The following is a 15775-nucleotide window of genomic DNA, read 5'->3' on the forward strand; positions in this document are numbered from 1 at the left end:
TCTCTAAAGCCAAGCCCAAAAGAACGGCTGTAGGTGATCGGTCCCCCTGTTTTAAGATTATTAAATCATTTAAATACTTTAGTTCAAGCTTCACCCTGTCAAAGGAGTGTCGTTGATTCTTATAAGTTATTAAAAAGTAACTGCAAATCCCTTTATATAAAAGGATTTGCAGTTTTTAACTCAATTAATACTTAGTAATGATCGTCTTATTTTTAATTTCATGACCCCATTTATGCCACGGGGAGATGCACATTTTGTCGATTAGGGACAAGACTTGCTCACCTCTATCCCGTCGGCCACCCTCAACTCGTCTCCCTCAATGCCGTCGAAAACGTTTTCCCTTATACAAAGATTCTTCCCGGCTTCGATCCTGATGCCATTGGCGGCCTGTCGAATGACGTTGCCCTTGATCCTGATGTTTGACGGGATTCCTTTGCCCCGTCCGTCAGCACCGCGGTCCTTGATGAGGCGGATGGCCGAGAACTTGTCAGTCCCTCCAGTGATGTGGTTACCGTGTATCTTTGTGCCTGGCGCATTACGGAGCTCGATGCCGACCCGCGAATCATCCCCAGCGGTGATCCTGTTGTCCTCAATGAGGGTGTCAGGAGTTCCCAGGATGACGAGGACTCCCTGACGGTTTCCGATCAAGTCGTTGGAGTGCACCCAGTTTCCAGGACCTGAGGCATCATGCTTGTTCTTTGCTCCGCCGGAATTACCGAGCGCGATGCCCGCCTTCTGCCCGCCAACGACCGTATTATCTCGGACCTCGTTAAGGTATTCACCCTCGCCATGCAGGTCGATGGCGTCGAGGATGCTGCCGGTAATGGTGTTCTCCGCCACGAGATTGTTGTGCGTGGGGAACTGCAGTAGAATGGCGTGCCGCAGATGCCTGCCATTGAAAGTATTTTTGATGACGACGTTGTGTCGGGAATCGTTGGCAGCATTTGGGTCGTGCTTATTCGCTGAGCCCTCGATAGCAATTCCATAGCCCTGTCCTCCGGGGCCAACGGCAGTTGCCTCACTTACAGAGTTTTTAGTAAGGGTCACTTCACGGCTGGCCTTGACGGAGATTCCGTGGCGCTTGAACCTGCGAATGCCCAGGTTCTCCACAAGGATCTTTGAGCTGGCCTTCCCTTCGTGAGCTCCGAGGAAGATCCCGTACATAGGACCTCCACCCGTGTCGCCGTTGTCGGGGTCATCGCCCAGTGGCCCCTCATAACGGGAGGTAATGGTGAAATCAGCGATGATGACGTCGTGGACACCGGAGCCGCGGAACACCCGGCTGTCATCCTCACCGTCGAAGGAGGTCAGCAGCACGGTGCTCTCCTGACCCTCGCCCCGCAGATCCACGCCGCTGCGCAGTACGATGTTCGCCGACTCGTCGGCCGGGTCAGTGGTGTGCAGGTCATACGTGCCGGCCGGCAGTAAGACCTCGTCACCCGGTTCGGCCGCATCTAGGGCCTTCCTGATGGCTGCTGCGTCATCTTTTGAGTCCGGAGCCGGATCTGCCCCAAAGTGCGTGACGTCAAGAGTCCTGCCCGTGGCCGGACCAGGCGTCGGCACCTCGATTGGCTTGCCGGACCGGTTCACCAAGCCGGGGACGTGCCAGTCGCCACGCTCGGACGGGGCTGGTTCCACAGCTTCATCGCTCTCGATATGCTTGTCAGTTTCCTCCATGGCGCATGAGGTCAAGAGGACCACCAGGCCAAGAACCACCCACCACGAATTCACCAAACCTCGCCGGCTGTTCCGAACTGATTTCTTCATCAAACTTCTCACGTCCTTACTGGAAATTTTGACTAAGAGAAAAGCGGTGAGCCTACTCGCTCACCGCCTTTGGGATGTTTCGACTACCTCTGCCAGTCGACGGCATCATCCCATGACCAGGGGCCTATTACTTAGAGCCTTTGCCTTTATTCTTGCCGAGTTTGAAGTTCAACGGAATGTCCTTTTCCAGTGGAGTATCTGCCGAGGAACCACCGACATGTACGCGGTACTTTCCGTCAACCGTTGCCCACTCGCCGTCAGCCCAGTTCGCCAAGTTGTCTGGTTCTTTCGGAATGAAATAGGAAAACGGGTGGTTGGAGTCCGCTTGGTTAATCCTTAGTGTCACACTCTTGCTCTCACCTGGCTTAAGGTCGACCTTCTCAAAGTTTACAAGCCGTTTGGCCGGCTCCCCCGTCTCGTTCGGAAGGGTTAAGTAGACCTGTGCCGCTTCTTTCCCAGCAACCTTACCAGTGTTCGTGATGGTAAAAGACACATCAAGGCCGGACAACGATCCCTTGTTGCCGCGAACCCTCTTCACCTTGAGGGCGTCATACTTGAAGGTCGTGTACGATAGACCGTAACCGAAAGGGAAGACCGGTTTTTTATTGTTGGCCTCGTACCAGCGGTAACCCATCTGCAGGCCTTCGGTGTATTGGGCGATCATTTGATTGGAACCGTTGCCGTATGGGCCTGGGCCACCAGGTTTGCCAGTGTCTTGACGAGTTCCTGGGTACTGCTTCTCGGTCGCGAAAGCGGCCTCTCGGGCGGTAGCACCAAACGTCATAGGCAGCTTTCCAGAAGGATTGACCTTCCCGTAGAGCAGATTGGCGACAGCATTGCCATCTTCCATGCCCGGGAACCACGCCTCGAGTACGGCAGGAACCTGATCTAACCACGGCATGAGCACCGTACCAGAGGTCTTCAGGATCACAGCAGTGTTCTTCGCGTTTGCCTTCAGGACCGCATCGATCAGCGGCTCCTGCTTCACCCGATTGATAACCGGGAAGCCAAGAGTCTCGCGGTCCGCAGTTTCATGCGGGTTGTCACCGACCATGAGCAGCACGATGTCAGACTGTGAGGCCAGTTTGGCAGCAGCCTGCGGGTCACGGCCATCGTTGTACGTCACCTTGGTGTTGTAGCCCAGCTCCTTAATAACGTTTTCCAAGCCCTGCTGTGGGGTGACCGTGTAAGGGGTTTTGACGTTCTCATTGTCGGCCCGAATAGAGCGCGGGGACAACTTGGCTATACCGGCGAACCACTCGACGCCGATCAGCGCGATCGACTTCGGCTTACCATCCAGTGGCAGGAAGCCGTTTTCGTTCTTCAACAGCACGGCCCCTTCCTCGGCCATCTTCCGAGCGCTCGTACCATTGGCCTTCGAATCGACGATCTCAGGCAGGAACTTGTTGAAAGGCTTATCCATATGGCCGAATTCGATCATCTTGATGTACCGAGGACGAAGCAGATTGTCGATGTCGTTCGCGGTGACCTGACCCGAATCAAGGGCCTTCTTGATTTTCTCCTGGGTGTAGTATTGCGGTGCCCAGTCGAGCTCGACATTCATGCCCGCCTTAATAGCAGAGACCGTGTTATGAATCGCGCGACGGTCACTCATGACATAACCGTTGAAGCCCCATCTTTTGCGCAAAGCATCTTGAAGCAGTTCAGGGCTGTCACAGGCAAAGGTGCCATTGACATCTGGGAACGAGCACATCACAGAGGCTGGATTAGCATTCTTAACGACCATCTCGAAGGGCAGCATATACAGTTCGTTCATGGCACGTGAGGGAACTTGTACCCCCATTGTCCATCGCTCAGTTTCCTGCTCGTTGCCTGCTAGATGCTTAAGCTGGGCCTGGACCCCTTGGGACTCGATTCCCTTGACCTGCTCGGTCGCTAGTATACCGGTCAGGTATGGGTCCTCACTGAAGTACTCATAGTTCCGGCCATTGTACGGGTGACGCACGAGGTTCATGCCCGGCCCGAGCATCACGTGATGGGCAAAGGCCCGGGTCTCCCCTCCAAGAATCCGACCGGCCTCATTGTTTAGCTTACGGTTGAAAGTCGCGGCCATGGCCAGTGTGGACGGTAGGCCCGTCGCCAATGGGTCATTGCCACACGATCCGCCCTTCACCCCCGTACCCCCGTTGGTCATGCGGATTGTGGGGATACCTAGTTCCTCGATCCCACGGATTTGCCGGCCGGTGTCCTGCCACTCACATCCGGGCAAAGTGCCCTGGGGCTCGAATACTCCGTTCATATACTTGCTGGAACCTCTCCTATTGATGACGACCGTCTCACCTGTGTTGTTCTCATTGAAGCGCGAGATGACGATTTGCTGCAACTTCTGTTCGATCGTCATCGCATTGAGAAGCAGCTCGGTGCGCTTCTCAGCAGAGAGCTTGGTGTTCATCCAAGGCCTGTTCCCTTGTGTTCCACCGTCCGTCGCATAAGTAGGCATTACTAACGTAGACATGACGATTATTGCTGTCAAAAAAATTGTAATCGTTCGTTTTATCATCTTAACATCTCCCTTACTATTCTATGTAGTGCGTTAGTTTTGAAATTTTTCCCTTGCTATTTATAATGTCTTTTAGTTTTGAAATAATTCGTTAAACATCTTTATTTCTAAAATTAAAAAATGAATCGATCGCTTATTCCAAATCGGAAAATTTCCGGTTCGAGGTCACTGAAAAACACACCCTAAAAACTGGAATATACATTAATAAAAGGTTCATCACCAAAAGAAGTGGTTAATCCTTCTCCACTATTGTTCGGTCGCTAAGTCGTCCTTTAGCCATCTACGAAGTCCCAAAGATCAGCGATTCACCACAGATTGCAATTCGGGCTTCCAGCCTTCGCTTGTCACATATCCGGACTTTATCTGACAAGCCAACCCGATTTCAGCTTCAGCTTGTCACGCATCTGGGCTTTATCTGACAAGCCAACCCGATTTCAGCTTCCGCTTGTCATGCATCCGGACTTTATCTGACAAGCCAACCCGATTTCAGCCTCCGCTTGTCACGCATCCGGACTTTATCTGACAAGCCAACCCGATTTCAGCTTCCGCTTGTCACGCATCCGGGTTTTATCTGACAAGCCAACCCGATTTCAGCATCCGCTTGTCACGCATCCGGGTTTTATCTGACAAGCCAACCCGATTTCAGCCTCCGCTTGTCACGCACCCGGACTTTATCTGACAAGCTAACCCGATTTCAGCTTCCGCTTGTCACATATCAGGGCTTTATCTGACAAGCCAACCCGATTCCAGCTTCCGCTTGTCACGCATCTAGACTTTATCTGACAAGCTAACCCGATTTCAGCCTCCGCTTGTCACGCATCTGGGCTTTCTCTTACAACCTAACCCAATTCAACCACTTTTCATGGTGAAGAACTTAATAAAAGATGAGAAAACAAAAAACCCCCATAAACATTGATATATCAGTGTTTATATGTGAATAATACTTTATGTATTAACTTAAATATGGTAGATAGTACCGGAGGAGTTCTTCCCTTTGTATAGGAAAAAGACATGTATATTGATGAATAAATGATGGCAATATAAAAAAGCGTAAAACAAAGGAGGGTTTTTATGAAACGAATAGCTTTAGTTTCAGTTGCATTGATAGCTTTGGTCATTTCAGCCTGTGGTGTTAATAATGATGGCTCGAATGATAACAATAGACATAAGGCAAATATAAATAATGTTAACAATGATACACAAGGGATGAAGGTTGCAGACCAAATTGAGGATAAAATTGCTTCAATGAATGAAGTTGATAAATCGAATGTTACTATAAAAAATAATAATGCTTATGTAACTGCACAACTCAATAATAACAATAATAATCTTTCCAAGGACGTTGCGCAGAAAATAGCGGATTTAGCAAAATCAATTGACCCTGATATTGAAAATGTATATATCTCAGTTAACCCCGATGCCTCAGTTAACCCCGATGATCGAATGAATGATTTGTCGAATGATAGCCAGTGGACATCCAATTGAAGATACATTGAAGAATATGGAGATGCTATACATCGCGTATTACCGACACACCTAAAAGTTACAGCATAAAAATATATGGGCGGCATGATGTAAACATCGCCCAAACCCGTGATATGACTGGATTTTCTGTAAGATGAAAGCAAATACTAACATTTTGTTAATAAAGAGGATTATAATAGAGGCTTCCCAAAAGTTGAGCAAACTTATGGGAAGCTTCTTTTTTATTTTTTGGATGAAATACGCTGTTGCGTGTGGTGGAAAACAATCATTATCGCAGGCTAAGGGGCCATTTTTTGTTAATGTTTAAGAAGGCGTTGACAGTTTGATACTTTACCCATACAGTGGCTTATGATTCAAATCTAAACGGAGGTAATCACATGCAATTCGTTAATAATCTACTTCTCAATATGGAACTAGATCCTAAATTAGTAAAACCTCTTGCGATTATTATCAAGATTCTGCTAATAGGAATTATCTGTATCGCAGCAAATTTTATTTCAAAGAAAATAGTGATGACGATCATTACTCGTATCGTTACAAACTCCAAAGTTAAGTGGGATAAAATTATTTTGGAAAGACAAGTTTTTCGAAAGTTATCGCATATTGTTCCTGCAATCATCATTTATTCGTTTTCTTCAATCTTTCCAACCTATCAACCAATTATCGAAAAATTGGCCATTACCTATATCATTATTGTAGGGTTAGCGGTCATTCAAAGCTTAATTAATGCACTTAATGATATTTATCAAACCTTTGAAATATCCAAGGTTAAGCCTATTAAAGGATATCTTCAGGTGGTTAACATTATTATTATGACTATAGGGATCATATCAGTGATCTCAAACCTAATCGGAAAGAGTCCTCTCATTCTATTGAGTGGGATTGGTGCTCTCTCGGCAGTTTTGATGTTAGTATTTAAAGATTCGTTATTAGGGCTGGTGGCAGGAATTCAGTTGACTTCCAATGATATGGTTCGGGTTGGTGACTGGATTGAAATGCCAAAGTATGGAGCAGATGGTGATGTTATTGATATTTCCTTAAATACCGTGCAGGTTCAAAATTTTGACAAAACGATTACGATGATACCAAGTTATGCCCTTATTTCTGATTCTTTTATAAACTGGAGAGGGATGCAAAGTTCAGGTGGCCGGCGAATCAAGCGCTCTTTGTATATTGATACTAGTAGTATTACGTTTTGCACCGGGGAAATGATCGAGAGGTTTATGAAGGTTCATTACCTTTCAGACTATATTGTCCAAAAGGAAAGGGAAATTGCTGAGTACAATGCTAAAAATCAAATAGATCGGAACAATCCTGTAAATGGCAGGGCTCTTACGAATATCGGTGTTTTTAGGGCGTATATCAGCAATTACCTCAAGAATCACGATGGAATCAATCAGAATATGACGTTAATGGTTAGACAGCTCGCACCTAGTGAATACGGGTTGCCTATCGAAATTTATGCATTTACGAATTCCGTACAGTGGGCAGTATATGAAACGGTACAATCTGATATCTTTGACCACCTATTTGCGGTTGCACCAGAGTTTGGACTTAGAGTATTCCAGAATCCATCTGGGGCTGATCTAAGAAACATGGTAGATGAATCAAGCAACAAAGCCTTGATTGGCAAAAAAAGCTATTGAGATAATCACCCCTCTAACAACACTGACTGTTTTAAATAACATAGTCGGTGTTGTTATTCAAATCGCTTAAGCAAATTGAGGAGACTATTTTGGTAACCCTCTATGCCTTGCCGTTGTCAATTATTCGTTTGAATTCTTTCTAACAGAGATGGATATAACTGTAGGCTTCTCATTAGTTCTCCAAACTTTTGGGTAGCCTCTTTTTTTATTACTTAATCGTTTAATTAACGAATATTTGTTGGCATTTATTTGAAAACATTCGTCTTTTATTGACAGCTGGAATTTCTGATGATACCATGAGTGAGTAAAAATTAATATTATTCTCGTATAATATTGGGGATATGGCCCGAAAGTTTCTACCAAGCTGCCGTAAATAGCTTGACTACGAGGTTGTGTATATATTATGGAGATAAATCCGTCTTTTTTTATTTCCTTTATCTACCTTCCTGAAGTCAAGCACCGGTATTTTACTCGGTGCTTTTTTTAATTTTTACACAAACGAAATTACAACAAGATTAACAGGGAGGGTCATTTCAATGACAAAAAGTACAAAGAAAATAGCAATGGTATTATTCATTGCTTTAATGACTGCTATTATGGCAGCATGCGGAAATAACGCAGCCAATGAAAAAGAAGCTAAGGCTGGAACAGGTAAAGATGGTTTAAAAATAGCCATTGTAACAAGCCCTTCAGGCGTTGATGATGGCAGCTTTAATGAAGATAACTATAACGGTATTTTAAGCTTTATTGACAAGCATCCAGATGCAACAGTGAAGGCGATTAAAGAAGAAACGGGTGATCCTGCTGCGGCAGTAAAAGCTGTTGCTGATATTGTGGCAGATTACGATGTAATTGTAACACCTGGTTTCCAATTTGCTGGAGTTTCCAGTATTGCTGTAGAAAACCCTGATAAAAAGTTTATTATAAATGACTCCGAGCCCGCACCTGTAGGCGAACAAACAAAATTCGATAATATATATGCAATGAATTTCGCTGAACAAGAAAGTGGCTTTTTTGCAGGAATGGCTGCAGCGCTTGAAACAAAATCAAATAAAGTAGCAGTTGTAAATGGTATTGCGTACCCTTCAAACGTCAACTATCAATACGGCTTTGAATCAGGTGTAAATTATGCTAATGACGTTTTTCAGAAAAATGTTGAACTTGTAGAATTATCAGGTTATGCAGGGACTGACGTAAATGGCGTTGATGTTGGGGGTAACTATGCAGGGTCTTTTGCGGATGAAGCAACTGGAAAGGTTATTGGAAATGCATTAATTAAAAAAGGTGCAGATATCATCTTTGTTGCAGCTGGCGGTACTGGCAATGGTGTATTCACAGCAGTCAAGGAAGCTAAAGAAGACGTAAAAGTAATTGGTGTCGATGTTGACCAATTCGATGACGGTAAAAATGGTTCTGAAAACATCGTACTAACATCTGCGGTAAAATTCATGGCTATGAATATTGAAAAGGCATTAAATTCTGTCGCTGATGGAAGCTTTAAAGGTGGAAATGTCGTTCTTCATGCGGATACAGATTCAACTGGTTTTATAAAAGAAGAAGGCCGCCATCAATTATCAGAGGATATATTGAACAAGCTTAATGATGCATACAAGTTAGTTAAAGAAGGAAAAATCGTACCAGCATCTAATTTTAATGGCCATACTCCAGAAAAATTCCCAGGTTTATAACATTAATTAGAAACACAATTATGAAATGAACCAAAGAAGTTTATCATTACCTAGTGAAATAAAAACCAGGGAATGATGAACTTCTTTTACCTTACTTTTCCCGAAAAAGGAGACGGAAGATGTCTGATTATATCGTAGAAATGAAACATATAACCAAACGATTTCCTGGAATAGTGGCAAATGATGATGTATCCATCGGCATTAAAAAAGGGGAGATTTTTGCCCTGCTTGGAGAAAATGGCGCGGGAAAATCAACTCTAATGAGTATTCTAAGCGGCATGTACGAACCGGATGAAGGAGAGATTTATATTCGGGGTGAGAAAGTTCAAATTAGCTCACCCAATCATGCCGCAAATCTTAACATAGGAATGGTCCATCAGCATTTTAAGCTCGTCTCTGATTATACGATTACAGAGAATATTACTCTAGGAGTTGAGCCAATTAGAAAATTTGCAGGTCTTTTTCCATACGTAGATATTCGAAATGCGAATCGGAAAATTGAAGAACTGTCTAAAAACTTTGGCTTAGAAGTGGACCCCACGAAAAAAATAGCGGACCTTACTGTTTCAATGCAGCAGCGGGTGGAAATTTTAAAGGTGCTTTATCGTGAGGCCGAAATTCTGATTTTCGATGAACCGACCGCAGTCTTAACACCACAAGAAATTGATTTCTTGCTCAGTATTATCGAAGGCCTAAGAAACGGTGGAAAAACAATCATCTTAATTACACATAAGCTGGAAGAAATTAAGAAAGTGGCCGACCGTTGTGCTGTATTGAACAAAGGTAAATTAGTTGATGTGTTGGATGTCAAGAAAACATCTACCAAGCAAATGGCCCGGCTCATGGTCGGCAGAGAGGTTAATTTTGAATCTGAAAAAGCCCCTGCTGTATTTAAAAAGGAAGTATTGAAGGTAGAACATCTAACCATTAAAAATGAAGATGGATTTGAAGTAGTTAAAGATGTATCCTTTACCATCCATAGTGGCGAAATATTTGCTATCGCTGGAGTCGCGGATAATGGCCAAGTTGAAATAGCGGATGCCATTGCCGGATTAACAAAGGTTAGCAGCGGAAAAGTGTTCCTCCAAGGTAAGGACATTACGAATGAAAGTATAAGAAACAGGACAGAGATTGGAATATCTTATATACCTGAAGATCGACAAAGCTTTGGGCTAGTATTGGATTTTGATTTATCAACGAATTTAGCATTAAAGCAGTACTATCAGGAACCCTTTTGCAACAAGGGAATCTTGAATAAAGAGGAAATTGAGCAATTTGGCAGTAGGCTGATTGATAAATACGATATAAGAAGTGGACAAGGTATTAAGACGCAAGTTCGTTCGATGAGTGGCGGTAATCAGCAAAAAGCTATTATTGCCCGTGAAATCGAATTACAATCGCCGCTCATGATTTTCGTCCAGCCGACGCGAGGCGTTGATATAGGCGCGATTGAAAATATCCATAAAATGATGATCCAAGAACGGGATAAAGGAAAAGCAATCTTACTTGTTTCATTGGAGTTAGATGAAATTATGAATGTAGCGGATACCATTGGAGTTATCTATAATGGCCAACTTCAAAAAATTGCCAGAAACGAATCCTTAACGACGAATGAAGTTGGCGAATATATGATGGGGGCAAAGCATGAATAAAGATAGAAAAAGAAAAAGCTTACGTTATAGTCTTCTTCGGCCAATAAGTAATGAGAAATGGCAGCCTATCTCCATTCCATTTGTCTCCATACTAATAAGTTTTATTGCTGCGGCAATTGTTATCCTTTTGATTGGAAAAAATCCTTTGCAGGCATTTTACCACCTGCTCCAAGGGGCAGGAATCTTGCCCAAGCCTTCTTATGCCGGCTATAAGAGCATGTTGACGGATTTTTTGAGTTTGCTAAATGCGATGACGCCACTCGTGTTTGCAAGTCTTGCAGTTGCTGTTGCCTTTAGGGCAGGCCTATTTAATATTGGGGTTTCCGGGCAAATGCTTGTCTCTGGCTTTTTAGCGACGATTATCGTTGGGTATAGTGGTTTGGATGCCATAATCGCTAAGCCGCTTGTGTTGGTTATCGGATTTGTTGCTGGAGGATTAATTGGAGGATTAGTAGGGTGGCTAAAATATAAATTTAACATTAATGAAGTCGTATCTACGATTATGTTAAATTATATTGCTCAATATGTCATAAGCTTTTTTATTCACATGTATTATATTGATCCTGTTTCAAGACAATCCAAATATATTTCAGAAGCAGCACGATTAACTTTGGTAAATGTCGAACTAGCGAACTTGAAAATGGATATTCCATTGGGCTTTATTTTAGCCATCCTTACCGCTATATTAATTAAGTTTGTCATGGACAAAACAGTGCTGGGCTTTGAAATTAAAGCGGTAGGCTCAAACCGCAATGCAGCAAAATATGCAGGAATTAATGTAGGAAGAAATACAGTCCTGGCCATGGTTATGTCAGGAGGTTTGGCTGGCCTTGCAGGGGTCACGTATTATTTAGGTTATTTTTCTTCCATCCAGCCAAAGGTCCTTTCGAGTATCGGTTTTGATTCAATTGCTGTATCACTATTAGGAAACTCTCATCCAATTGGCGTTATTTTTTCTTCATTTTTAATATCGATTATTGATCAGGGAAGCACGTATATGAGTTCACAAGCTGGAATTAGACAGGAAATTTCTTCTGTTATCATCGGGTTAATCCTATTGTTCAGTGCATGTGGTGAATACCTGAAACATAAAGTCAGCCGCTTGAAGGAAAAAGAAGTAGAACGAAAGGAGAACGAATCATAATGGATACAATAATTATTGATGGATTATCCTTTGCTCTGCCTCTTTTTATTATTGCGATAGGCGGAATATATAGCGAAAAGAGTGGCATTACCAATTTAGCACTTGAAGGCTTTCAAGGTTTTGGGGCATTCATCGGAGCGTTGTCAGCTGTTCTAATCGCAAATGCTTCTGGGAGAGATATTCAAGATCTCGTTTATGTGGCGTTATTATTTTCGATGATTGGCGGGATGATGTTTTCCGTTATTCATGCTGTACTAAGTATTAAGTTTAAAGCAGACCAAGTGATCAGTGGTGTTGTGATTAATATACTGGCGTTAGCGCTAACGACTTTCTTGACAACTCAAATAAATGCCCTTGTATTTGGAACTGCTTCGGATAAGTTTCGATTAGGTGTATCGGATCGGTTTACCGTTGAAGGTTTAGCCAATATACCAGTGATTGGTGCGGTCTTTACAAATGTGTACCCATTCGAAGTGATAATCATCTTGATTGCCCTTTTTGCTTGGTATGTTTTATATAAAACAAAATTTGGCATGCGCCTAAGAGCGAGCGGAGAAAATCCTCATGCGGTTGACGCAGCAGGTGTAGATGTATCGAAAATCAGGTTTTCTGCGGTTCTAATATCGGGTCTATTGTCAGGTCTCGGCGGCATGTGTTTTGCTTATTCCATTTCCGCTAACTTTTCTTCAAATATATATATGGGATATGGATTCTTGGCCATTGCAGCATTAATTTTTGGTAATTGGAGAATTCTCCCAACGTTAGCCGCTTGTCTAATATTTGGTTTTGCAAAATCCGGGGGGACGTTTATTGCTCAGTCAATGGCATTACCTAGCAGTTTCACCGATTTATTCATGATTTTACCGTATGTATTAACGTTATTGTTATTAGTCTTTTTCTCTAAATCAAATCGAGCCCCAAGAGCATTAGGTGAAATTTATGACAAAGGAAAGAGATGAATAAATCGTTGCTTTTGCAAGGCAATCTCTGAAAAACAAAATATTCCCGTTAAAGATATTGCTTGTCCAGCTGATTGAGAGACAATCAACATCCAAGTATAAAAAGAAGCCGGTATTCTCTTCCAATTCGGAAAAGAAGCCGGCTTTTATTTACGATAAAAGTAAGGTGGTGGCGGGTCTTCGGCTGCCTGGACTGGCTTACGCATCAGCTGCAGTGATTATGGCGGCGGCGGCCGCGGCCGCTGAGAATGCCGTGTTAATCGTCGTTATTGCAGCAGCATTTGGAGAATTCCCGGTTCTTAATAGGGTTGCCGTGATCATGCTCGTTTTCTGTTTTAGCCTCGGCTAAAATAGGAGCAAACTCGTTGCAGAAAAAGCGATGGTCCCGACGGAAATCTTTACAAGTATACCTGGACATGTTCTTCCCCCTTTCTTCAATTTCCTATAGGGTATGCAGAAATTGGCCAGGTGGACAAGGCATTCGTATTAGGACAAACAACTCAAATTTTATGAATGAATAAATAGGTAAGCAACTATATCCCCTCCATCTTCACGGCAAAAACAGCAATCAGAAAAAACACTTCCTTTTTCACTCAATATTCCCTTTATTATCCATAAAATTGATAAAAAGGTAATGACTATTAAAGTTTTTCTCCTTTTGGAGTTGATCGGAAAATTCTAATCCTCTTTAAAACCAGGACCTTTTTAATAGTTACCAATTTTCTAAAATTTGACTAAATTGTGAACAATAAATACTATTTTTATAATTAGCAAGTTTAATAAAGTGAAATCTGGGGTAGAGGACTCCTGTTTCCATTTTTTTCTTACAAAAAAATAACCTTTTCAGGGAGAGAGTAACAGGGATGTTGGAGTCTAGAAGGAGAGCTATTATTTTTTTGGTTATTTCATTTTTACTGGCTTCATCGGCAGGTTTGTTTTTCCTGCAAAAAGTAAAAGCAATCAATTCGGAATTGGGAGGAATGACAAAAATTTATGTTGCGGCTGCACAGATTCCATCAAGGTCTCTAATACAGCCAAACCAGGTGAAGGTAATTGAAATACCCAACCGGTTTGTTAATAATGTGCATGTCACAAATGTGAAAGAGTTAATAAATAAGGTGCTGGTCGTCCCATTATCTGAAGGTGACATTATTACAAAGAATATGATCAAGCCAGTTTCGGAAACAAGAAGCGAAAACGATAGGCTGGTGACCTTATTTTACGGTGACAGGACTCAGGCTGATCAACCGCTCCAGGCCTTGGACCGGGTGGATATCATTGTTTCACATAAAATCAAGGGCCAGGAACCAATTACTGAGGTATTCATGAAAGACGTACTTGTCTCTGCGGTCATTGCAAATAAAAGCAAAATTTCAGGAATCAGCGTAGAGGTTCCTGCAGATGACGCACCCCGGCTTATTCATATGCAGAATTACGCGGACAGCTTAAGGATATTAAAAGCGAATGTTGGTCAAGGTGAGGAGATCACCGCCCAGCCGGCTGCTGAAACACCAGAAGAAGCAACACCTGCTACGCCTCCCCAAGCTGAAAAAGAACCAGCAAAAAAGGAAGCAGCAGAACAGGCTAAGCCAACTGAACCTGCAAAAGATCCAAAAACAAAAAAATAGGTCTTGTTAATTACTTCAGTTACTTCAGTGTTGATAGGACCGGAAATCAACAGCCAAATTTAACTGAGCCAACAAAAAAATCCCGAAAATAGAAAGTACCTGTTTTGGAGGACGAACATGAACGGCGATATTAAAATCCTGCTTATAGGAAATCAGGAACAATCCATCAATATGCTAAGAGGCTTTTTTACGGAATTTGAGAAAGTGGACGTCCTTGCATACCGGGAGGCCAGGACTGAATTGGACCGGATTGCGCCGGACCTGGTTTTCCTGGTTGAAGAAGAAAAGGATGCCTCAATCGATTTGATAGAATACATCCACTTGGTAAACCCTCTTCTTCCAATCGTCTTTATTGCCCTATCACCGGACTTTGACGTCCTTAGGAATGTGACAAGGTCAGGAGTCATTGATTATTTTGTCCTTCCGGATGAAAATGCCATGCTGTTTGGGCGAATGGAAAACTTTGTACAGATGGCAATGCAGCACAAGCAACAGTTGAATGAAACGGCTTCTGCAAGCCAGTCCTTTAAACGGGGCAGAGGGAAGATTATCTCCTTCTACAGCGGCAAAGGGGGAAGCGGCAGGACGATTATTTCTACTGCCTTTGCCCAAACGCTGAAATTTGAATCAACGGCCCAGGTCCTTCTGATTGACCTGAATCTCCAGTTTGGGGGAGTAGAAACCTATTTATCAATTGAATCGAACCGGTCCATTGCAGATTTACTCCCTGTCATAAATGAACTGAATGAGGGGCACATCCGAAATGTTTCCCAAAAGGAACCATTCTCCAGGCTGGAAATTCTGTTAAGCCCAAGGGACGCGGAGGTTGCTGAAAACCTTCCGGAAGGGTTTGTTTCGACGCTGTTAAGGACCTGTCGGAGAAGCTATGACTTTGTCCTGGTCGACCTGCCGGTTGCAATGAATGAAAATACATACTCGGCCCTCGAGGAGTCTGACAAAATTTTTTATGTACTGAATCTTGATACTCCTTCGGTCAGCATGCTGAAGCAGGTGGAAGTGCTTTTTGAAAGGCTGGGCATCGAAAAGCACGGAAGGATGGAACTTTTGCTGAATGAAGTCGGCCGCGAGAATGAGATTAAACCGAAGGACATCGTCAGCCTGACGGACTATCCAATCCAGGCAAAACTCCCGAGGGATGTTAAAGGCGTCCAGGCGCATATCAATAAAAGCATTCCGTTCCGGAAAGAGCCGAACGAGAAGAAACTTGTTCCTTTTGCAAAAGAAATTAGGAAATGGGTCAGCTCTATTTTGGAATAAACTCAAA

Annotated in this window: 11 protein-coding genes and 1 riboswitch; of the genes, 9 read left to right on the forward strand and 2 right to left on the reverse strand. The window is 43.3% G+C overall.

Features of this window, described 5'->3' with window-relative positions:
• Window positions 1–261: 261 nt before the first annotated feature.
• Complete coding sequence (locus tag AR337_RS22190) at window positions 262–1767, reverse strand: right-handed parallel beta-helix repeat-containing protein (RefSeq protein ID WP_082687124.1); 1506 nt, start codon at window positions 1765–1767, stop codon at window positions 262–264.
• A 127-nt stretch (window positions 1768–1894) separates the two neighbouring features.
• Window positions 1895–4288: a glycoside hydrolase family 3 protein gene (locus AR337_RS22195; protein ID WP_059174241.1), complete on the reverse strand. Its 2394-nt coding sequence runs from the start codon at window positions 4286–4288 to the stop codon at window positions 1895–1897.
• A gap of 1071 nt (window positions 4289–5359) precedes the next feature.
• Between AR337_RS22195 and AR337_RS22200 the strand changes: the two genes are divergently transcribed.
• From AR337_RS22200 to AR337_RS22240, 9 genes are all read left to right on the forward strand, one after another.
• The gene (locus AR337_RS22200) at window positions 5360–5773 is read left to right on the forward strand and encodes a YhcN/YlaJ family sporulation lipoprotein (protein WP_059174242.1); all 414 of its coding nucleotides are present in this window, start codon (window positions 5360–5362) and stop codon (window positions 5771–5773) included.
• A 377-nt stretch (window positions 5774–6150) separates the two neighbouring features.
• Window positions 6151–7419 (forward strand): mechanosensitive ion channel family protein, encoded by a 1269-nt coding sequence (locus AR337_RS22205; RefSeq protein WP_059174243.1) that lies wholly within the window; start codon window positions 6151–6153, stop codon window positions 7417–7419.
• Between the two features lie 303 nt (window positions 7420–7722).
• A riboswitch (purine riboswitch) is annotated at window positions 7723–7824 on the forward strand.
• Window positions 7825–7955: 131 nt separating this feature from the next.
• Window positions 7956–9107 (forward strand): BMP family protein, encoded by a 1152-nt coding sequence (locus AR337_RS22210; RefSeq protein WP_059174244.1) that lies wholly within the window; start codon window positions 7956–7958, stop codon window positions 9105–9107.
• A 119-nt stretch (window positions 9108–9226) separates the two neighbouring features.
• Window positions 9227–10759 (forward strand): ABC transporter ATP-binding protein, encoded by a 1533-nt coding sequence (locus AR337_RS22215; protein ID WP_059174245.1) that lies wholly within the window; start codon window positions 9227–9229, stop codon window positions 10757–10759.
• Complete coding sequence (locus AR337_RS22220) at window positions 10752–11903, forward strand: ABC transporter permease (protein WP_059174246.1); 1152 nt, start codon at window positions 10752–10754, stop codon at window positions 11901–11903. The genes AR337_RS22215 and AR337_RS22220 overlap by 8 nt, the downstream gene beginning before the upstream one ends.
• Window positions 11903–12862: an ABC transporter permease gene (locus AR337_RS22225; RefSeq protein ID WP_059174247.1), complete on the forward strand. Its 960-nt coding sequence runs from the start codon at window positions 11903–11905 to the stop codon at window positions 12860–12862. The genes AR337_RS22220 and AR337_RS22225 overlap by 1 nt, the downstream gene beginning before the upstream one ends.
• Window positions 12863–12920: 58 nt before the next feature.
• A complete protein-coding gene (locus AR337_RS22230) occupies window positions 12921–13211 on the forward strand; it encodes a hypothetical protein (RefSeq protein ID WP_059174248.1) in 291 nt (96 codons plus the stop codon).
• Between the two features lie 547 nt (window positions 13212–13758).
• Entirely contained in the window at window positions 13759–14490 is a 732-nt protein-coding gene (locus AR337_RS22235) for an SAF domain-containing protein (RefSeq protein WP_253702088.1), read from the forward strand.
• A gap of 117 nt (window positions 14491–14607) precedes the next feature.
• On the forward strand, window positions 14608–15768 hold the full coding sequence (locus AR337_RS22240; protein WP_059174250.1) for an AAA family ATPase: 1161 nt from the start codon (window positions 14608–14610) through the stop codon (window positions 15766–15768).
• Window positions 15769–15775 lie beyond the last annotated feature (7 nt).

Origin of the sequence: Bacillus sp. FJAT-27445 (assembly GCF_001510665.1) — a bacterium.
Lineage (GTDB): Bacteria > Bacillota > Bacilli > Bacillales > Cytobacillaceae > Bacillus_D.